Raw genomic sequence first — 20,645 nt, 5'->3', positions numbered from 1 at the left:
AATAAGCGGAGAAATTCCCCTTAATTAGGAAATAGCACTGAAATAGCTTAAATAGACGGAAAGATTCCGACTATTTACTCGAAAAACGTGAAAATGGATCATTTTGCTTTGCTTAATCGGAAAATCTCCGCTTATATACCCCGAACCGTCTCTAGTCTGCAGTCTAACTGAAAAATCTCCGCTAATTGGCTCTCTCCATACCTCTTATTAAAGTTGAATTTCCTCTACTTTCTTTGAACTATTGAACAATCCTCCATCGTTAGTTGGACTTCAACTATGTTTACCACATAAACAAAATAACAAGTAAAATAGCCCCCTCTTTTACACGATGACTACAGCCATTGTCAGTATGTCATTCGGGGTGCTATTTTCTATGTTATTATGAGTCACATGTCTATAAAACGTTGATATATCAACAATATAATTCGGATGCTATTTGCAGTGTTTCTCCACGAAAACGGAACTACTTACTTAAATCATTTCTTCCTTATAGCTGCTTCATTTTATCACTGACAAACTCGACATCGGTTCCGACAATGACTTGGATATCTGTCTTATTTAGTTTCATGACTCCTTTTGCACCATTTTTCTTAAGCATGCTTTCATCTACCTTTTCCATGTCCACTACTTGCAATCTTAATCGCGTTGCGCAGTTATCAATTGCTTTCACATTTGCTTTTCCACCTAGTGCTTCCATAAACGTAGCTGCCATAATGCTATAGCGATCTCCAGAGGTTTCAGGATTGCTAGCCTCTCCATCCTCATCATCCTCACGTCCCGGTGTTTTTAGATCCATTGCACGAATGACTACGTAAAAGATCACGAAATATACTGCCCCATAAGCTAAGCCAATGACTAACAAAAATAACGGTTTCTGAGCGATTCCAAAGTTTAACATATAATCTATAAATCCAGCTGAAAATCCAAAGCCATGTCTTATTTCAAGTACATAAGTTAAAGACATCGATACGCCTGTCAAGATCGCATGAATACCGTATAAAATTGGAGATAAGAACATAAACGAAAATTCAATCGGCTCCGTAATCCCGGTTAAAAATGAAGTGAAAGCTAAACCAATAAACATACCGGTTACTTGTTTTTTCTTCTCCTTTTTAGCTGTCATGATCATCGCCAAACAAGCAGCTGGAAGACCGAACATCATAACTGGAAAGAAACCTGTCATAAAAATACCTGCAGTCGGATCACCTGCAAAGAAACGATTCAAATCTCCAGTAGCCCCGTTGTATTCACCAAATACAAACCAAACTAAACTATTCAAAACATGATGCAAACCAATCGGAATCAAAAGTCGATTTAAGAGACCAAACACCCCAGCTCCAAATGCACCTGCTTCAATAATCCACTGTCCAAGTCCATTTATAAGATCTTGAATCGGAGGCCAAACAATTCCAAATACTCCAGCTAGTACAACCATCGTAGCAGCTGTGATAATTGGAACAAAGCGTCTTCCTGCAAAGAAGCCAAGCCACTGTGGGAGGCGAATGTTATGAAAGCGGTTATATAAAAGTCCAGCAATAATCCCGCTTATGATCCCACCTAATACCGCCATGTTAATATTTTCATCTATTGCTTGTGTTCCGTTGACAAGCACAAAATATCCAATTGCACCAGCTAAAGCAGCAGATCCATTATTATCATGAGCAAAACCAATCGCAACCCCAATCGCAAAAATAAGAGCTAAATGATCAAAAATTGCAGCTCCAGCACCTGCCATAAAGGGGATATTTAATAAATCCTCTTGCCCTAGTCTCAATAGTAGGGCGGCTGCAGGTAGAACGGCTATTGGCAGCATGAGCGACTTACCAATTTTTTGAAGAAAACTAAGCATGTTGTTCATCTCCTTAGTAAAAAATAGTTGTTAATAATGAAATTATCTTACCACCACAAAGTATAGTTGTCTATACCTATCCACAAGCCTTAAACAGTATAAAATAGGGTTTGTACAGAATTAAACATAGTAAATATTCTTATAACTCAAAATTGGTATAGACAACTCTAAGTGCGCGCGGTAGAATAATTACAAAGGGATTTTAGAATTTATCAGGGGGAGATTATGAATAAAAATAAGTCTTTATTGATTACGAACATAGCAGTGTATCACGAAGGTGGAGTTTTCGAACAAGGATTTATCAAAATAAAAGCAGGAAAAATTATCAATATCGGTCCTTTCACAGACAATGCTGATCAAAAAGCAGACGAAATCATTACTTTAACACCTGATTTCTCACTCATTCCTGGGTTCATTGACATTCATATCCACGGTGTGAAAGGTGCAGATACAATGGACGGAACACCATCAGCCCTTTCCACTATGGCTAGTTCTCTTCCTAGAGAAGGAACAACAAGCTTCTTAGCAACAACGATTACACAATCAAGCGATAAAATTGAAGCAGCCCTATCAAACGCTGCCACTTACTCATCTACTATTAAAGAGGAGCCTGCCGCTGAAATGCTCGGCATTCATCTAGAAGGCCCTTTCATATCGCCTGAGAGAGCAGGTGCCCAGCCTCTTTCATTTATTCAAGAGCCAGATTTATCTCTTTTTGAGAGATGGCAACGACTCTCAGGTGGATTAATCAAACTAGTGACGATGGCTCCAGAAAGAGAAAATGGCTTGGAACTACTTCGTTATCTAACAGAATCAGGTGTTATTGCCTCAATTGGTCACTCTGATGCATCTTATAATAAAATCCAAGAAGCTATCTCAAAAGGCCTTAGCCATGTTACTCATTTATACAATGGAATGCGTGGATTTCACCATCGTGAACCTGGAGTTGCTGGTGCAGCACTAGCACATCATGAGCTCAAGGTGGAAATGATTGTCGATGGAATTCATATTCATCCAGCTATCGTTAAGAGCACTTATCGCACCAAAGGCGCAAGTGAGATCATTTTGATCACTGATGCTATGCGCGCAAAAGGGCTTAAAGATGGAACTTATGATCTTGGTGGACAAAAGGTACAAGTTTCCAATCAAAAAGCTCTCTTATCAGATGGAACGTTAGCCGGAAGTATTTTAACGATGAACGACGCAATTAAAAATATGATTCAATATACAGGTTGTTCACTGCAAGAGATTACCGTTATGGCATCTGAGAATCCAGCAAAGCAAATTGGGGTGTGGAATCAAAAAGGGAGTATTGCTGTTGGAAAAGATGCTGATCTAACAATACTAGATAAACATTTAAATGTAGTTTTCACATTATGTAACGGCAAAATTGCTTACGAAGGAGGAAGTAACAAATGAAAGTTATTGAAACGAAGCAATATCAAGAGCTAAGCCAATTAGCTTCAAATTATATTAGCGATAAAATTAAGAAAAAACCAAATCTAACTCTTGGTTTAGCAACAGGCGGAACTCCGAAAAAAACATACGAGTTGTTAATAGAAGATCATAAAAACAACGGAACATCCTACAACAGCGTCACCACCTTTAATCTAGATGAGTACATCGGCCTGGATCCAGAAAATGCAAATAGTTATCATCACTATATGAACCAAACTTTCTTTAATCATATTGATATTAACCGTAAGAACATCTTCATTCCAAACGGACTAGCTTTGAAGATGGAACAAGAATGCAGAGAATATGAAGAGAAAATCAAGTTTCAGGGTGGCATCGACCTCCAGCTTCTCGGGATTGGCGCTAATGGACACATCGGCTTCAACGAACCTGGTACACCTTTTCTCAGCACAACTCACGTCATAGAATTAGCCCCATCAACAAGGGAAGCAAATGCTCGTTTTTTTGACTCTATTCACGATGTGCCAACTCATGCCATTACAATGGGAATTGCGTCAATTATAGCTAGTAAAGAAATTTTATTACTTGTTTCAGGTGAGGATAAAAACGCTGCTTTGAAACGACTGCTTACTGAGGAAGAACCTACTGAAGACTTCCCTGCTTCTATTTTGAAAAAGCATCCTCATGTTACAATAATTGCAGATAAAAAGGCACTAAAAGGTATTGGCGTTATGCACTGAAAGGAGACGATTATATTTTGTTAATCGATAAAAATTCACCACTGCCGATCTATCATCAAATAGAAGAGTATATTAAAGATCGGATTGAAAAAGGAGAGTTAAAGCCTGGTAATGTCCTTCCATCTGAACGTGAGTATTCTCAACTGTTTCAAGTAAGTCGGATGACGATTAGACAAGCGATAAACAAGCTTGTAAACGACGGCTACCTTTATCGTAAAAAAGGAAGCGGTACATTTGTGGCAGAAAAGAAATTCGAACAAGCTTTACAAGGGTTAACTAGCTTCACAGAAGATATGAAAGCAAGAGGGTTAACACCTAGTAGTAAGCTTCTTCATTTTGAAATCATCCCAGCCAGCCCTCAGGTAGCCGCTACCTTACAGGTTGCTGAAAACACACCCGTCTATGAAATGAAACGTATTCGTTTAGCCGATGAAATTCCGATGGCCTTAGAAACCTGTTATATATCCGCTAATTTAGTAAAAGGATTAACAGAAGAAATTGTTAGTCACTCGATTTATAAGTATATCGAAGAAAAGCTTCAACTTGATATCGGCGAAGCAACCCAAATCATCGAATCTTCTTTAGCTAACGAAACAGAAACAGAGTTATTAAAGATCAAAAAGGGTTCCCCTATTCTGTTGATTGAACGCTGTACCTTTTTAACGAATGGAACTCCTTTTGAAATTGTACGATCATCTTACCGAGCTGACCGCTATAAATTTATTTCTCATTTAAAACGGTAAAATAGTTGTCGCCTTTTGAAACAACCTAACCTGGAGGTGTGTAATGATACAAGCTTATCTATCTGAGATCAGAGAGTTATTTGAAAATCTTGAAACGGTTGAAAAAAACTCTCTTCAAAAAGCGGCCCATAAAACAGCTGAAGCAATCGTAAACGGAGGAATTGTTCACATTTTTGGTTGTGGTCACTCTCATATAATTGGTGAAGAAGTGTTTTACCGTGCAGGTGGACTTGCTCCCGTTCATCCAATTTTGATAGAAGAAGTGATGCTGCATAAAGGAGCCGTTCAATCTTCAATGTTCGAACGCAGCGCAGACTTTGCCTGTACCTTTCTAGATGATCTAGATATTCGCCCAAATGACATCTTAATCGTTGTCTCAACTTCTGGAAGGAATCCTGTCCCCATCGATGTAGCGCTTCATGGAAAGCAACAAGGTGCCTATGTAGTGGGGATCACCTCGCTTTCTTATTCCAAAAAACAATCATCTAGGCATAAAAGCGGAAAATTTTTATATGACACAGTAGATTTAGTTATTAACAACCACACCAAGCCAGGAGACGGTGTGATCTCAATTGATGGAACCGGAATCTCCTATGGCCCAAGTTCATCTGTTATAGGATTAACTATCATCAATAGTATCATCGTAGGTGCGATTGAACGATTAATAGAGCTTGACATTGAGCCTCCTGTTTTTAAAAGCGGAAACATAGATGGATCCGATGAGCATAATCGGAAATTAATGGAAGCTTATAAAGATCGTATTCCTTTCTTTTAAAGGCGGTTTCTAAAAAAGGTCTGTTTTTGACCTTTTGAGAAACCCCCGAAGCAATGAGTTTTTAAAGTGAATACTACTTGCCAAAAGACTAGAAAAGAAATGAGAGCCACAACAGGAGGAAGAGCTTTTTTCATTAATTCACTCTCTTCTTATTCACTGCGTCTACCGCTGAATTATTTAAAACAATTTGACCGGGTCTATTTATGGCTTCTCTAGACATGCGTAGCACCACCTTTGTTTGTAGTCGGTATACTTGAGCTGTTTCGGATGTTGATGAAAATCTCGTTAATATTACTCGCCTTCATTCATACTCCTCCTTTACATGTCTGCTCATATAACCAGGAAAATGAACCAATCTCCTTACGCGTTTACGCGGTCTCTAGTTACAATCCACAAAAACAAATACAGTTTTTAGATAATTCAAATATATGTTTAGGGTAATTTTTAAAATTGGAATTTTGTTGTAAACCGTAAGATAACCTCTCAGTGTTTTTTTGCTGGCTGAATTTACTTAGCTTAGCGAAATACTGTCTTTTTGTGACCATTGACTAATAAAACGATGTTTTATGAAATACAGAGATATACACAACTCTTTCCTAACGCAACCATCATTACGCTCAAAAATTTCATGTTATAAAATTTCGTAGTTATGAAAACTAATTTTTTTATTTCACTTAAAAACGAACCTTGTCTTAATTTTAAGAGGATAAAGGAAGCAAAAATGAATAATTAAACCATTAAGGGCAGAATATTAGAGACCTCCAATATTGTCATTTATTATCCATGAACGAAAATACGTTGGAAAGGAATACGAAGATGAAAACAGAAGCTTTTCGGAACCCGGTATTTTTAGTGTCAGCGATTTTAATATTTATTCTTGTACTTATAGGGGCAATTGCACCTAGGCAGTTTGGTACTGTTGCTGAGAACCTCTTTTTATTCACTACTGAAAACTTTGGCTGGTTTTATCTAATTTCCGTTTTTATTTTCGTTTTGTTTTTACTCGGACTAGCCATAAGTAAATACGGAAAAATAAGGCTTGGACCACAGGAATCTAAACCAGAATTCCCCTTTTTCACTTGGATAGGGATGTTATTTTCAGCTGGTTTCGGTGTAGGGATTGTGTTTTGGGGGGTAGCTGAGCCAATGAGTCATTTTTTCTCCCCACCTTTTCGAGACCTAGATCCTTTAACAGAAGAAACAGCACGTGTTGCAATGGGGTATTCCTTTTTTCATTGGGGTGTTAGTCAGTGGTCTGTTTTTGCTCTTGTTGGATTAATGATCGGCTTTTTACAGTTTCGAAAAAGCGAAGATGGACTCGTATCTACTGCTGTTGAACCCGTTGTTGGTACTAACAAAGGCATTAAACATTTCATTGATGTGTTAGCAATTATAGCAACTGTAATGGGTGTGGCTACTTCACTCGGACTTGGTATCATGCAATTAAACGGTGGCTTAGTATCCGTCTTCCAAATCCCTAACACCATGTGGGTTCAACTAGTCATCATGGCCGTACTGCTATTGCTTTACTCATTGTCAGCAAGTACTGGGCTGAACAAAGGGATTAAGTGGCTTAGTAATATTAATTTGTTTTTATGCTTGCTTTTGTTAGTGTTTGTCCTTTTTGCCGGACCTACTGTTTTTATTTTAAATGCTTTTACTTTAGGTATTGGCGACTATATCAATAATTTCGTTGAATATAGTTTACGTTTATCCCCTTACCGCGGCGGAACGTGGGTAAGAGATTGGACAATTTTCTACTGGGCTTGGGCCATTGCTTGGTCTCCATTCGTTGGAGCCTTTGTTGCCCGTGTATCTAAGGGAAGAACAATTCGAGAGTTTATATTAGGGGTATTAGTGATTCCACCATTAATTGCCTGCTTTTGGATTGCAACATTTGGCGGAACAGCTCTTCATAGTGATTTGATTGGTGGAACTACGATTGCAGAAGCTGTAAATAATGACGTAACGGTTGCCTTATTTGAGACTTATGCTCATCTGCCTTTAAGCTCCATTCTGTCACTATTGTCGTTTCTACTAATTTTGACCTTTCTAATTACGTCTGCTGATTCAGCTACGTATATTCTCGGTAGCATGTCTTCTAAAGGAAGCTTGAAGCCAGCAACGATTGTCAAACTAACATGGGGAGTATTAATGGCTGCCATCGCTGCCGTGTTACTCGTATCTGGTGGCTTAGATGCCTTACAAACGGCATCATTAATTGCTGCCCTCCCTTTTACCATCATTATTTTCATTATTATTTTTGCTTTCGTGAAAATGATTAAAAAGGAACCATTGCCACCAGCTGATCCTAATAGACGAAAGTTCCGAAATAAAAAACATGAGAGCAGCTAAACGAAATCCTTCGTAAAACCGGCTTTGATATGAGTGAGGGCACTGAAAAAGGTTGATTTGTACCTTTTCAGTGCCCTCTTAATATACCCGGGTTTTCTTTCATTCTTCCGTTAACAAGGCAATCGCTCGAATTGGTGACCCCGTACCGTGACGAATTTTTAATGGAAGACCTATGTATAGAAACCTTTTATTTACTATCTTTCCTAAATTGCATAGGTTTTCAGTGTTTGTTATTTGATATTCTCTGCAAGCAAGATGTCCAGAATACTTTTTGTCATTTGATTGGTCAATAGACGGTGCATCCACTCCTATATTTTTCACACCTAATTCAGCAAGCCATTTCGCTGCCTGATAATGCAAGCCAGTATGGCGCGTAAACCAATCCTCCTTTCCATATGCACGTTCATAATGCCCTGTATAAAGAAGGACAATATCCCCCTCATTCACCGACTCGTTCGATCTTTTCAGTGCATCTTTTATATCACGTTTCATAATAAACTTTTCAGGAGAAATATGAGACACATCTAAACAAATAGCAGGACCATAAAATGAAGCTAAATCCATTTCGTCAATCGTCGGACCATCTGGATCATATTCATAAATGGCATCGCTGTGGGTAGGCACGTGCTCATTAATAATTATGCTATTTGTAGCAAATTCAAATCCTAGTTTTTGCTTCGTATCTTCATGGGAGATATTAGGAAAAATGACGGTTTGTTGTTGAACTGGTAAAACCGGCATTCCTTGGTAAATCTCCTGAGATAAATCTATGAGTTTCGTCATTGGTGTAAATCTCTCCTCTTGTACAAAGTATCTTACTCTAAAGTTCGAAGTATTGGTTCTTAATTACCAATTCCGTAGCTTAAGAGTAATCGATATCTCGTCATGTTTGGTAAAATCGGTTATTAAATCTCACATACTTTTATTAGTAGCTTGTAAGGTTTGCAGCAGTCCAGTAATTTTTTTGGGTTACAGGGGTTTTGTTGGAGAGAGGTATTGCTTAGGAGTTAAGGAGTGTGGACTTCATTGAGCTGATCTGTCCCTTTTATCCTCTTCTGTTCTCGCTTAAGGTCTTCATATGATCGATGAAGTTCGTTTTCTCTCGGCAGGCGATCGCATTTGGTCTTCATAATCCCGATGAGTGCCTTTTCACCATACAAAGGTCCAGTTCTTATTCTTCATAAACACCAATGGAGACTCTCCCCCCTACCCTTGGCATGCACCCCCAAAAATCGCACAAAAAAGACGCACCCTCCGAAGAAGGCACGTCTTTTATCAGTTAAATTATTTCTTTAAGTTGTAGAATGCTTTTAAGCCGCCGTAAGTAGCTACGTTAGCAAGCTCGTCTTCGATGCGAAGAAGTTGGTTGTACTTCGCCACACGATCTGTACGAGAAGGAGCACCTGTTTTGATTTGACCAGCGTTTGTTGCAACAGCGATGTCAGCGATTGTTGCATCTTCAGTTTCACCAGAACGGTGAGAGATAACTGCTGTGTAACCAGCACGCTTCGCCATTTCGATTGCTTCAAACGTTTCAGTTAATGTACCGATTTGGTTAACCTTGATAAGGATTGAGTTACCAATTCCTCTTTCGATACCTTCAGCAAGCTTCTGTGTATTTGTAACGAACAAGTCATCACCAACAAGTTGAACCTTACCACCAAGTTTATCAGTTAAAAGTTTGAAACCTTCCCAGTCGTTTTCGTCTAAGCCATCTTCAATTGAGATGATTGGGTATTTCGAGCAAAGATCTTCGTAGAAAGTAACCATTTCTTCAGATGTAAGGCTCTTGCCTTCACCAGCTAAGTGGTACTTGCCATCTTCTTTGTTGTAAATTTCAGAAGCAGCAACGTCCATTGCAAGTTGAACTTCTTCACCTGGTTTGAAACCAGCTTTTTCGATTGCTTCGATAATTGTTGAAAGAGCTTCTTCGTTTGAAGAAAGGTTTGGAGCGAATCCACCTTCGTCACCTACAGCTGTGTTGTAGCCTTTTGCTTTAAGTACTGACTTTAGGTTGTGGAAAATTTCCGCACCCATGCGAAGTGCTTCACGGAAGTTTTCTGCACCTACTGGCATAACCATGAATTCTTGAATGTCTACGTTGTTATCCGCGTGCTCTCCACCGTTGATGATGTTCATCATTGGTACTGGAAGTTGCTTCGCGTTGAATCCACCAAGGTAAACATATAAAGGTACACCAAGAGCATCAGCAGCAGCGTGAGCAACAGCCATAGATACACCAAGGATTGCGTTTGCACCTAATTTGCCTTTGTTCTCTGTTCCGTCAAGATCAATCATTAATTGGTCGATACCAAGTTGGTCTAAAGCGTCGAAACCGATAAGCTCAGGAGCAATTACTTCGTTAACGTTGTCAACTGCTTGAAGAACTCCCTTACCCATATAACGCTCTCCACCGTCACGTAATTCAACTGCTTCGTATTCACCAGTAGAAGCACCACTTGGTACTAATGCGCGTCCCATTGCACCTGATTCAAGGTATACTTCTACTTCAACTGTTGGATTACCACGAGAATCTAATACTTCGCGAGCATAAACATCTGTAATCATTGTCATTGTAAAGTCACTCCTTAAAATTTATCAATTTATTTTCGGTCAAAAATGGTTATTTCATTCAGCCAACCGTATTATGATTCAACTGAAATGAGGAAATTCCTGCTTTTAAAAAAATTATTTCTTAATTAATGAAACACCTGTCATCTCTTCTGGTTGTTTTCCACCTAAAAGTGTTAATAACGTTGGAGCTAAATCAGCGAGTTTCCCGTCTTGCTGCAACTCAATGCCGTTTTGAGTTACAATGACTGGCACACGATTTGTTGTATGAGCTGTCATTGGCTTATCTTCAATTGTTAGCACTTCATCTGCATTTCCGTGATCAGCGGTAATGACAGCAGCGCCACCCTTAGCGATAATCGCATCAACGACTTTTCCTAAACACTCATCAACTACTTCTACCGCTTTAATTGTCGGCTCAAGCATTCCTGAGTGCCCAACCATATCAGGGTTTGCAAAATTTAAAATAATTGCATCATGTTTATCAGCTTCAATGTCTGCAAGTAACGCGTCCGTTACTTCGTATGCACTCATCTCAGGCTTCAGGTCATATGTTGCTACTTTTGGTGAATCGATTAAAATTCGCTCTTCACCTGGGAATGGCTCCTCACGTCCGCCGCTAAAGAAAAACGTCACATGTGGGTACTTTTCCGTTTCCGCAATGCGCAGTTGTTTGAAATTTTGTTGTGATAACACTTCACCAAGTGTATTATCTAGATTTGTCGGTTTGAATGCGACATATCCATCAACTGTCTCACTAAATTTCGTTAAACACACATAATGAAGATTTCTTGGATGCATGTCACCACGATCAAATCCGCGGAAGTCTTCGTTTGTGAATACTTGAGACATTTGAATTGCTCTGTCCGGACGGAAGTTAAAGAAGATAACCGCATCATCGTCTCCAACTGTCCCTACTGGCGTTCCGTCTTCCTTTGTAATAACAGAAGGAATGACAAATTCATCATGAATTTCATTTTTATAACTATCAGTCACAACGTCAATCGGATTCGTGTACGCAGGACCTTCGCCATATACCATCGCACGGTATGACTTCTCAACACGCTCCCAGCGACGGTCGCGATCCATCGCATAGTAACGGCCGTGAATAGATGCAATCTCACCTACACCTAAATCTTCAAGCTTGCTTTGCAGGGCACGAATGTACACTTCAGCTGAAGTTGGGCCAACGTCACGCCCATCAAGAAATCCATGAACATAAACTTTTTCCACGTTTTCACGCTTCGCAAGTTCAAGTAGTGCAAACAAATGCTCAATATGGCTATGAATTCCTCCGTCTGATAGAAGTCCATAGACATGTAAGGCACTGTTCTTTTCTTTCACATGGTTCATAGCGGCATGGAACGTTTCATTTTCAAAAAATTCACCTTCACGAATCGATAAATTCACGCGTGTTAAGCTTTGATAAACAATTCGTCCAGCACCAATGTTTAAGTGTCCTACTTCCGAATTCCCCATTTGACCTTCTGGTAAACCTACCGCTTCCCCTTGTGCTTCAAGAGTTGCATGCGGGTATTGGTTCCAGTAACGGTCAAAGTTTGGTTTCTTCGCTTGAGCTACTGCATTACCTTTTACTTCATCTCTCATCGCAAATCCATCAAGGATGATGAGAGCTACTGGTTTCTTACTCATTTACCTTCCTCCAAAAGTGCAAGGAATGAGTCAGCTTCTAAACTCGCTCCACCAACAAGTGCTCCATCAATATCAGACTCGGCCATGTATTCTTTAATGTTAGCAGGCTTCACGCTGCCGCCGTACTGAATACGAACTGCCTCAGCAGCCTCTGGAGAAAACGCCTCAGCTACCACTTTACGGATGTATGAGCAAACATCATTAGCATCTGTTGCAGAAGAAGATTTCCCTGTTCCGATCGCCCAGATTGGCTCATAAGCAATAACTGTGTTTTTCACTTGATCATTTGACAAGCCAGCTAGTCCAGCTTCTACTTGTACCTTTACGACATCGTTTGTTTTTCCAGCTTCACGCTCTTCATCTGTCTCACCGCAGCACATGATTGGTACTAAGTTGTGCTTAAACGCCGCGTGAACTTTTTTGTTTACTGTTTCATCTGTCTCAGCAAACATTTCACGACGCTCAGAGTGCCCAATGATGACATACTCTACTTTCATGTCAGCTAGAGCTACAGGGCTGATCTCACCTGTAAACGCACCATTTTCTTCAAAGTGAACGTTTTGTGCACCAACTTTAAGATCTGTTCCTTCAGTCTGACTCACTAAGCTTTCTAAAAATAACGCCGGTGAACAAACAACTGCATCCACTTCACTGTTAGCTGGAACACTCGTTTTTACCGCTTCAACGAATTGCTTCGCTTCTCCAAGCGTTTTATTCATTTTCCAGTTACCTGCAATAATTGGCTTACGCATAGTACTTCACCTCTTTATTAGATTAAAGCGGGGTCTGACCCCATTATTACTTATCGTTAAGTGCAACTAACCCTGGAAGCTCTTTGCCTTCCATAAACTCTAGAGACGCACCGCCGCCTGTTGAGATGTGGCTCATCTTATCCGCAATGCCGAACTTTTCAACAGCAGCTGCAGAGTCTCCTCCACCAATAACAGAATATGTATCCGTGCTATCAGCAAGAGCTTCTCCTACACCTCTTGTCCCTTTAGAGAATGATTCAAGTTCAAATACACCCATTGGTCCGTTCCAAATAACAAGCTTTGATTCTGCAATGACTTTACGATATGTATCAATCGTTTTTGGTCCAATATCTAATGCTTCCCAATCAGAAGGAATAGAATCAATATCTACTACTTTAGTATTTGCATCGTTTGAGAAATCATCAGCAACCGTTACATCAACAGGCAATAAGAAATTCACATTGTTTGCTTTTGCCTTTTCCATAAATGAGTTGGCAAGATCGATCTTGTCCTCTTCAAGTAAAGACTTCCCGATTTCATGGCCTTGTGCTTTTACAAATGTGTAAGCAAGTCCGCCACCAATGATTAAGTTATCTACTTTATCTAACAGATTTTCAATAACACCGATCTTATCTTTAACCTTTGCTCCACCAATAATCGCTGTAAAAGGACGCTCAGGATTTGATAATGCTTTTCCAAGAACATCTAGCTCTTTTTCCATTAATAAACCTGCAACGGCTGGCAAGTGGTGTGCAATTCCTTCAGTTGATGCATGTGCACGGTGAGCCGCACCAAAAGCATCGTTTACATACACATCAGCTAAAGCAGCGAACGCTTTTGCAAGTTCTGGGTCATTCTTCTCTTCCCCAGGATAGAAGCGAACGTTTTCAAGTAACAATACATCGCCTTCAGAAAGAGCATTTGCAGCTTCTTCTGCTTGTGGACCATATGCTTCGTCAACCTTCTTCACATCTTTACCAAGTAACTCACTTAAACGAGCTGCAACTGGAGTAAGACGCAATTCTTCTACTACTTCTCCTTTTGGACGACCAAGGTGAGAAGCAAGAATGACTTTTGCACCTTGTTCTACTAATGCTTGGATTGTTGGGATCGCCGCACGGATACGAGTTTCATCCGTTACTTGTCCATCCTTCATTGGCACGTTGAAATCAACTCGACAAAATACCTTTTTCCCTTTAAGGTCGATATCACGAATCGTTTGTTTGTTCATTTTGGCTAGACCTCCTGTTTGGATTGCAATTTTTTACAGCGGAAAGAGGAGGAAACCTCTATCATCTTCCTCCTCCACCAACTGTTACCTATTATAGTCCTTGCTTAGCGATGTAATCAACAAGATCTACAACACGGTGAGAGTAACCAGACTCGTTATCATACCAAGAAATTACTTTAACCATGCTGCCTTCCATAACCATTGTTGAAAGGGCATCGATTGATGAAGAATGTGGGTTACCATTGTAGTCACTAGATACTAGTGGCTCTTCGCTGTAGTTAAGGATTCCTTTTAATGGACCTTCAGCAGCTTCGCGAAGTGCATTGTTTACATCTTCAGCTGTAACGTCTTGGTTTAACTCAGCAACTAAGTCAACTAAAGATACGTTAGGAGTTGGTACACGCATTGCTCCACCATTTAATTTACCTTTAAGTTCAGGAAGAACAAGAGCAACCGCTTTTGCAGCACCTGTAGATGTTGGGATGATGTTTTCAGCAGCTGCACGCGCACGACGGTAGTCCTTGTGTGGAAGGTCAAGGATTTGTTGGTCATTTGTGTACGAGTGAACTGTTGTCATCATACCGCGCTTGATTCCGAATTTGTCGTTAAGAACTTTTGCAAATGGTGCAAGACAGTTTGTTGTACAAGATGCGTTTGAGATAACGTGGTGGCTACCAGCATCGTACTTGTCTTCGTTAACACCCATTACGATTGTAATATCTTCATCTGATGCAGGAGCAGAGATGATTACTTTCTTCGCACCAGCTTCGATATGTTTAGCAGCATCTTCACGCTTAGTGAAGAAACCAGTTGATTCAACTACTACTTCTACTCCACGGTTAGCCCACTCAAGCTTAGATGGATCACGCTCAGCAGAGATGTTGATTTCTTGTCCGTTAACTACAAGTGAGTTACCATTTACTGAAATCTCAGCATCTAGGTTGCCGTGTACTGTGTCATATTTAAGTAAGTGTGCAAGCATGTTAGCATCAGTTAAATCGTTGATTGCTACTACCTCTACCGCTGGGTTGTTTAATGCTGCACGAAATACGTTACGTCCAATACGTCCAAAACCGTTAATACCAATCTTTGTTGCCATGTTCAATCTCCTCCTAGTAACTTAAAAAGAATTTATCAAAAAGAGCAATGCCCTTTTATCTACGTAATTGTAATAATGCTTCTGCGGCAGCTTCATCTGTAATTAACACATCACTTGGTTGATACTTCATATAGGCAGCGATCGCTTCTCCTTTTGAAGCTCCTCCAGCAACAGAAATTACATACTTATGCTCCCCGAGGTCATCGAGCTGTAACCCAATCGTTCTTTGCTTGTGGATTGGTTCGCCGCGACGGTTAAAATAATATCCAAACGCCTCTGCTACAGCCTCTTCCCGATTAAGCTTGTCAATAAACGAATTCACTGAATCACGCCGGAGCGCCATCGTTCTTGCATCTCCAATTCCATGAATAACCGTACAAGCTGATTTAATCAGCCTTAGGATGTCCTTAACAGAAGGTTCTAATACAAGAGATGAGTAAGCTTCCTCACTTATTTGGTCTGGAACATGCAACAAGCGATATTGTGCCCCTGCTCGACTCGCAAGTTCTGCACTAATCGTATTCGCTTGATTCTCCACCTGCTCGCCAAGCCCGCCACGTGCCGGAACAAAAACAACTTCCCTAGTTTTCGCATCAGGCTTCATCATTTCTGCAACAGCAGCAAGGGTTGTACCACCCATGACAGCAACCACGTCTTTCGGGTTAATGATTGCCTTAAGCTGACTAATACAAGCTCGACCCATTTCTCTTTTGACCCATTCATCCTTGTCGCTATTTCCAGCAACGACAGTGACTTGCCTTACACCGAGTTCCTTTTCTAGCTGTGCTTCTAATTCCCGAAGTCCAAGAAGCTCCTTCATCATTTCTTCTAACTTTTCAAATAATTTTTCGCCTTCTTCAGTGATACTCATACCTGAAGTAGCGAAATGTACAAGACCTTGCTCCTTTAAAAAAGTAACCTCTCCTCGTAACACTCGTTCTGAAAGCTGTAAGTTTGCTGACAAACTTCTTCGACCAATCGGTTGCATTAATTTAATGTAATGAAGGATTCGGTATCTCTTGACCATAACGTCAAGCAAATCGGGTAATAATTTTTTCTGTATGTCTAATAATGAATTCATCGAGCCAAACTCCTTTAAGCCAGGACTGGACTCATTATGTCCCGCATAGACATTTTTAGTCCCGTTATTTCCAAAAAAAAGACCAAAATCCTCATCCACAAGTACATATTACCAAGGATGGAGTCCTTTCACAAGTTATATTTGCCTATTTATTTCAAGTAAACGCTTTCTTACCTTATCTTTTGAAATTTGACCAAAATCAACCTCTTCTCCATTGATCAAAATAACCGGAATCATAATTTGATATTTTTCGAGTAAGGCATCATTTTTATAAATATCGGTAATGGTCATTGTAAAAGGAACCTCTTCAGATAATGGTTTAATTAGGTCAATTGCTTTGTCACAAAGCGGGCAATCAATTTTTGACATAACAGTTACTTCTATCATTTCTTTATCACTCACTTTTATTCGTAGTATGTAAAAATTTATAGGGAGGCTTATACCAACGCAGCGACTCTGCTCCTTCTATAGACGATACTGAAAAAGTCCTTTTTAGTCAATTCGAGGAAGGCCATTGAAAAAGGTCAAAACCGTACCTTTTTCAGTGGCCTCGAAAACCGCCCTTTTGGTATTTATTATTAGCTTATGCTCTGATGTGCAAGGGCTCCGCACGCTGCAGGTGTGAGACACCTCTCACACCGACGCAGCGGCTTCGCTCCTTGCTTCGATACTGAACCAAAAGGGAAAACCACCCTTTTGGTTCAGTATCTTTTCCTTTTTGATGAGGATGGAATCCCTAGTTCATCGCGATATTTTGCAATGGCTCTTCTTGATACAGTTGTTCCTTTTTCTGATTGTAACCAGCTGACAATTTTTGCATCTGAAAGTGGCTTTTGTTTATTTTCTGCTGCAATGAGCTCTTTCATCCATTCTTTAATCGAACGGCTTGATGTCGATTCTCCTAAGCCATTTTGAACAGCTGATGTGAAGAGAGATTTTAGTTCTATGATTCCTCTTGGTGTATCCGCATACTTATTTGTTGTAGCACGACTCACAGTCGATTCATGAACCTCAATCTCATCGGCAATCTCTTTTAATGTAAGTGGCTTTAGCACACCATCTTTCTTTAAGAAATAATCCTTTTGGTGTCTTGCAATAGCTTCTCCCACTTTCACGATCGTTTGTTTTCTTTGCTGTATACTTTTCATTAGCCATTGAACTTGCTGAATTTTTTGTTTGGCATATTGACTTGCTTCATCATCATCTGCCGAGCGAAGTAACTCCTCATAATGATGATTGAGACCAACACTTGGAATTAAATCATCTTCTATATGAACAAGCAAATCTCCTTCATACGGTACAATCCTAATTTCAGGTTGGACAAATTGAACTGGCTCCGACATATATTGTGTCCCTGGCCGTGGATCAAGCTTTTTTATTAAATCATTTACTTCCTGGACTTCTGCTAATTGTATGTTTAATTGCTGAGATATCTCCTTCCACTTGCGGGTGGCGAATGCCTCCATATGAAACATAACGATCTGTTCAGCAATATAATGTGGGTCATCCATGCGCTGCAATTGTAACAACAAGCACTCCTGCAAATTCCTAGCACCTACTCCAGCGGGATCAAAATGCTGTAGTGTTTCAAGTAGATTTTCTCCCTCTCTTTGCGAAATTTGAAGTTCTTCACAAATTTCTTCAAACGGCCTAGATAAGTAGCCATCTTCTCTCAAACTATAAATGAAATACGTTATATTTTTTCTGTCTTTTTTTGAAACTCGAAGGTCTTGTAATTGATTGAGTAAAAAGTCACTCAAACTTGTTCTATCAATATGCGCATAATCAATTGGAGAGGTTTGGTCTTCAGAAACGTTTCTAAAGGATGAATATGATGTCTCCTCTAGCTTTTGTGATTCCTTCACTTCTATTAACGGGTTTTCAAGTGCTTGCTCCTGAATAAAGGTTGACAGTTCTGTTGCTGAATACTGTAAGAGATGAATGGCTTGACGTAACTCCTGCGTCATGACCAAACTCTGCGTCTGTTGTTGAAACAATCCAAATTGCACGTTACTACCCCTCCTTTCACTTAGCTAAGAACAATCCAAATTTTGCTACTCTACACATCCAAGCAAGAGCACACCATTTTTGTAAGCGCTTTCTAATTTATATGCCTTTTATAGTTTACTTCATTCCTATCTTTAATTATATAGGAATTCTAAAATCAAAACTATGCTAATGATAGATTATCTCGTTTAGATTATTTAAAAACGGATATTATGAAAAGAGGGTTTAATAAGTTTGATATTGAATAGTATGTAGTAAGTGGTTAAAAGGTATTGTTTGCGCAACAATACCAGAACATCAACTTTAACCCAACTCGTTGAAGAAGTGTTTTCATTTGACCTTTTTTGACCATTTGGGTATGATGTACATAACATAGTAGAACAATAAGGTTCACTAATACCTAAAAGGAGGAATTTTTCGATGAATTTAATCCCTACAGTTATTGAGCAAACAAACCGAGGCGAGCGTGCATATGACATCTATTCTCGTTTATTAAAAGATCGTATTATTATGTTAGGAAGCGCGATCGATGACAACGTTGCTAACTCAATTGTGGCACAACTTTTATTCTTGCAAGCAGAAGACCCTGAAAAAGATATCTCGATCTACATTAATAGTCCTGGTGGGTCCATTACAGCTGGTATGGCCATTTATGATACGATGAATTACATAAAGCCAAAAGTATCGACGATTTGTATTGGAATGGCTGCTTCTATGGGTGCATTCTTACTAGCAGCTGGTGAAAAAGGCAAGCGCTTTGCCCTTCCAAACAGTGAAGTAATGATTCACCAACCACTTGGCGGTACACAAGGTCAAGCTTCTGATATTCAAATTCATGCGAAACGTATCATTGAAATGCGTGAAAGCTTAAACAAAATTTTAGCAGAGCGCACTGGTCAACCTTTAGAAGTGATCGAGCGCGATACGGATCGTGATAACTTCATGATTGCTGCAAAAGCACAAGAGTATGGATTAATTGACAAAGTTATTCCTGCGACGAAAGCTTAATATGATTAAGAGAGATTCCAGATTGGAATCTCTTTTTTTAAAAACCAAAAAAAGACACCGCTTGCTTGTGGCAGACCGGTGTCTTCTCTTTTATTCAGATTCAATAAAATCACTTAATGTTTCTAGTGCTTCAGCTTCGTCATTTCCATCTGTAATAAGCGTAAATGTTGTTCCATGACCCATGGCTAAGCTCATAAGACCCATGATGCTTTTTGCATTTACCTTTTTATCACCTTTTTCAATAAACACCTCTGCCGAGAAACGGCTCGCCTCTTGAACAAATAATGCTGCAGGTCTTGCTTGTAATCCAGTTTTTCTTTGAACTGTCACTTCTTTTTTTAACATTTTTTCTCCTCCTTAATCGTTTATAATTTTTCTGTTTGAATCTCTTGACCATTTCGTAATTTATCTGCAATCTGATCAATTTTTCGTAAGCGATGGTTCACACCAGATTTACTAACGGTCCCCCCATCAACCATCTCACCAAGTTCCTTTAGAGTAACGTCCTGATGCAATACACGTAATTCGGCAATTTCACGCAATTTCGCTGGCAGCTGATCTAAACCAATCAATCGATCAACAAGACGAATATTTTCTACCTGTCTTAATGCTGCCCCAACGGTCTTGTTTAAATTAGCTGTTTCACAATTAACAAGACGATTTACCGAGTTACGCATGTCCTTCATAATTCGAACATCTTCAAAGTACAGCAGTGCCTGATGTGCGCCAATGATATTAAGAAACTCAGTGATTTTCTCGCTCTCTTTCATATACGTGATGAAACCCTTTTTACGTTCCAATGTTTTTGCATTTAATTCATATTCGTTCATTAATTCACATAAAGAATCATTATGCTCCTCATAGATTGAGAAAATCTCTAAATGATAAGACGAGGTTTCGGGGTGGTTAATAGACCCCCCCGCTAAGAAAGCTCCTCGTAAGTAGGCACGCTTACAACAATTGGATTTTGTTAATTGTTTTGAGATTGTTCGAAGAAAAACAAAACCTTCTCCTAAAATACCAAGCTGCTCTAACAATTCCTTTGCCTCGTGCTGCATACGAACGAGATAGACATTGTTTTTTTTCAGTCTCATTTTTTTTCGAACAAGCAGCTCCACAAACATGGAAGGATAGACTCGCTTAATAAGCGTATAAATTCTCCTTGCAATCGCCGCATTCTCTGTCGTTACATCTAGACCAAGCTTCATTTGACTGAACGAAAGGGATCCGTTCATCCGGATAAGTGCAGCGAGCTCTGCTGTAGCACAGCAGTCTTCTTGTTCAAATTGGGTTAATTCTTTTTTCGTTTTGGCTGCAAAGGACAAAGTCCTCACTCCTTTCAGCCGTGTAGCTCTCTAATACCCT

General features: G+C 39.6%; 18 protein-coding genes. 6 read left to right on the top strand and 12 right to left on the bottom strand.

The features are described 5' to 3' along the window. Positions 1–487: 487 nt before the first annotated feature. On the bottom strand, positions 488–1,849 hold the full coding sequence (gene nagE, locus MF646_RS17995) for an N-acetylglucosamine-specific PTS transporter subunit IIBC (protein ID WP_250097902.1): 1,362 nt from the start codon (positions 1,847–1,849) through the stop codon (positions 488–490). 225 nt (positions 1,850–2,074) lie between these two features. Between nagE and nagA the strand changes: the two genes are divergently transcribed. The 5 genes from nagA (at position 2,075) to MF646_RS17970 (ending at position 7,878) form a co-directional block, all read left to right on the top strand. Beyond that, positions 2,075–3,268 carry an N-acetylglucosamine-6-phosphate deacetylase gene (gene nagA / locus MF646_RS17990; RefSeq protein ID WP_250097901.1) on the top strand — a complete coding sequence of 398 codons (1,194 nt, stop codon included), beginning with the start codon at positions 2,075–2,077 and terminating at the stop codon, positions 3,266–3,268. Beyond that, on the top strand, positions 3,265–4,005 hold the full coding sequence (gene nagB / locus MF646_RS17985; protein ID WP_250097900.1) for a glucosamine-6-phosphate deaminase: 741 nt from the start codon (positions 3,265–3,267) through the stop codon (positions 4,003–4,005). The genes nagA and nagB overlap by 4 nt, the downstream gene beginning before the upstream one ends. A 17-nt stretch (positions 4,006–4,022) precedes the next feature. Then, positions 4,023–4,748 (top strand): GntR family transcriptional regulator, encoded by a 726-nt coding sequence (locus MF646_RS17980; protein ID WP_250097899.1) that lies wholly within the window; start codon positions 4,023–4,025, stop codon positions 4,746–4,748. Between the two features lie 43 nt (positions 4,749–4,791). Next, positions 4,792–5,523 carry an SIS domain-containing protein gene (locus MF646_RS17975; RefSeq protein ID WP_250097898.1) on the top strand — a complete coding sequence of 244 codons (732 nt, stop codon included), beginning with the start codon at positions 4,792–4,794 and terminating at the stop codon, positions 5,521–5,523. A gap of 816 nt (positions 5,524–6,339) precedes the next feature. Further along, positions 6,340–7,878: a BCCT family transporter gene (locus MF646_RS17970; protein WP_250097897.1), complete on the top strand. Its 1,539-nt coding sequence runs from the start codon at positions 6,340–6,342 to the stop codon at positions 7,876–7,878. Positions 7,879–7,977: 99 nt separating this feature from the next. On the opposite strand, the gene MF646_RS17965 is transcribed toward MF646_RS17970, so the two are convergent. The 9 genes from MF646_RS17965 to rpoN all read right to left on the bottom strand — a co-directional run bounded on the left by MF646_RS17965 (position 7,978) and on the right by rpoN (position 18,274). Continuing rightward, positions 7,978–8,661: a cyclase family protein gene (locus MF646_RS17965; RefSeq protein WP_250097896.1), complete on the bottom strand. Its 684-nt coding sequence runs from the start codon at positions 8,659–8,661 to the stop codon at positions 7,978–7,980. 501 nt (positions 8,662–9,162) lie between these two features. After that, a complete protein-coding gene (gene eno / locus MF646_RS17960; protein ID WP_250097895.1) occupies positions 9,163–10,452 on the bottom strand; it encodes a phosphopyruvate hydratase in 1,290 nt (429 codons plus the stop codon). 114 nt (positions 10,453–10,566) lie between these two features. Further along, positions 10,567–12,102 (bottom strand): 2,3-bisphosphoglycerate-independent phosphoglycerate mutase, encoded by a 1,536-nt coding sequence (gpmI, locus tag MF646_RS17955; protein WP_250097894.1) that lies wholly within the window; start codon positions 12,100–12,102, stop codon positions 10,567–10,569. Beyond that, a complete protein-coding gene (tpiA, locus tag MF646_RS17950; RefSeq protein ID WP_250097893.1) occupies positions 12,099–12,854 on the bottom strand; it encodes a triose-phosphate isomerase in 756 nt (251 codons plus the stop codon). The genes gpmI and tpiA overlap by 4 nt, the downstream gene beginning before the upstream one ends. Before the next feature lie 46 nt (positions 12,855–12,900). Next, on the bottom strand, positions 12,901–14,085 hold the full coding sequence (locus MF646_RS17945; RefSeq protein ID WP_250097892.1) for a phosphoglycerate kinase: 1,185 nt from the start codon (positions 14,083–14,085) through the stop codon (positions 12,901–12,903). Positions 14,086–14,176: 91 nt separating this feature from the next. After that, complete coding sequence (gap, locus tag MF646_RS17940; protein ID WP_250097891.1) at positions 14,177–15,184, bottom strand: type I glyceraldehyde-3-phosphate dehydrogenase; 1,008 nt, start codon at positions 15,182–15,184, stop codon at positions 14,177–14,179. 55 nt (positions 15,185–15,239) lie between these two features. Next, positions 15,240–16,265 (bottom strand): sugar-binding transcriptional regulator, encoded by a 1,026-nt coding sequence (locus MF646_RS17935; RefSeq protein WP_250097890.1) that lies wholly within the window; start codon positions 16,263–16,265, stop codon positions 15,240–15,242. A 135-nt stretch (positions 16,266–16,400) separates the two neighbouring features. Continuing rightward, entirely contained in the window at positions 16,401–16,652 is a 252-nt protein-coding gene (locus tag MF646_RS17930) for a glutaredoxin family protein (protein WP_250097889.1), read from the bottom strand. A 314-nt stretch (positions 16,653–16,966) separates the two neighbouring features. Continuing rightward, a complete protein-coding gene (rpoN, locus tag MF646_RS17925; protein ID WP_250097888.1) occupies positions 16,967–18,274 on the bottom strand; it encodes an RNA polymerase factor sigma-54 in 1,308 nt (435 codons plus the stop codon). Positions 18,275–18,692: 418 nt separating this feature from the next. Between rpoN and clpP the strand changes: the two genes are divergently transcribed. After that, on the top strand, positions 18,693–19,280 hold the full coding sequence (gene clpP, locus MF646_RS17920) for an ATP-dependent Clp endopeptidase proteolytic subunit ClpP (protein ID WP_034626778.1): 588 nt from the start codon (positions 18,693–18,695) through the stop codon (positions 19,278–19,280). A 90-nt stretch (positions 19,281–19,370) separates the two neighbouring features. On the opposite strand, the gene MF646_RS17915 is transcribed toward clpP, so the two are convergent. Then, the gene (locus tag MF646_RS17915; protein WP_250097887.1) at positions 19,371–19,625 is read right to left on the bottom strand and encodes an HPr family phosphocarrier protein; all 255 of its coding nucleotides are present in this window, start codon (positions 19,623–19,625) and stop codon (positions 19,371–19,373) included. Positions 19,626–19,645: 20 nt separating this feature from the next. After that, the gene (gene whiA, locus MF646_RS17910; protein ID WP_250097886.1) at positions 19,646–20,605 is read right to left on the bottom strand and encodes a DNA-binding protein WhiA; all 960 of its coding nucleotides are present in this window, start codon (positions 20,603–20,605) and stop codon (positions 19,646–19,648) included. Between the last annotated feature and the right edge of the window lie 40 nt (positions 20,606–20,645).

It is taken from the genome of Halalkalibacter alkaliphilus (assembly GCF_023555415.1).
GTDB lineage: Bacteria > Bacillota > Bacilli > Bacillales > Bacillaceae_D > Halalkalibacter > Halalkalibacter alkaliphilus.
This window is presented reverse-complemented; position numbering and strand designations above follow the sequence as displayed.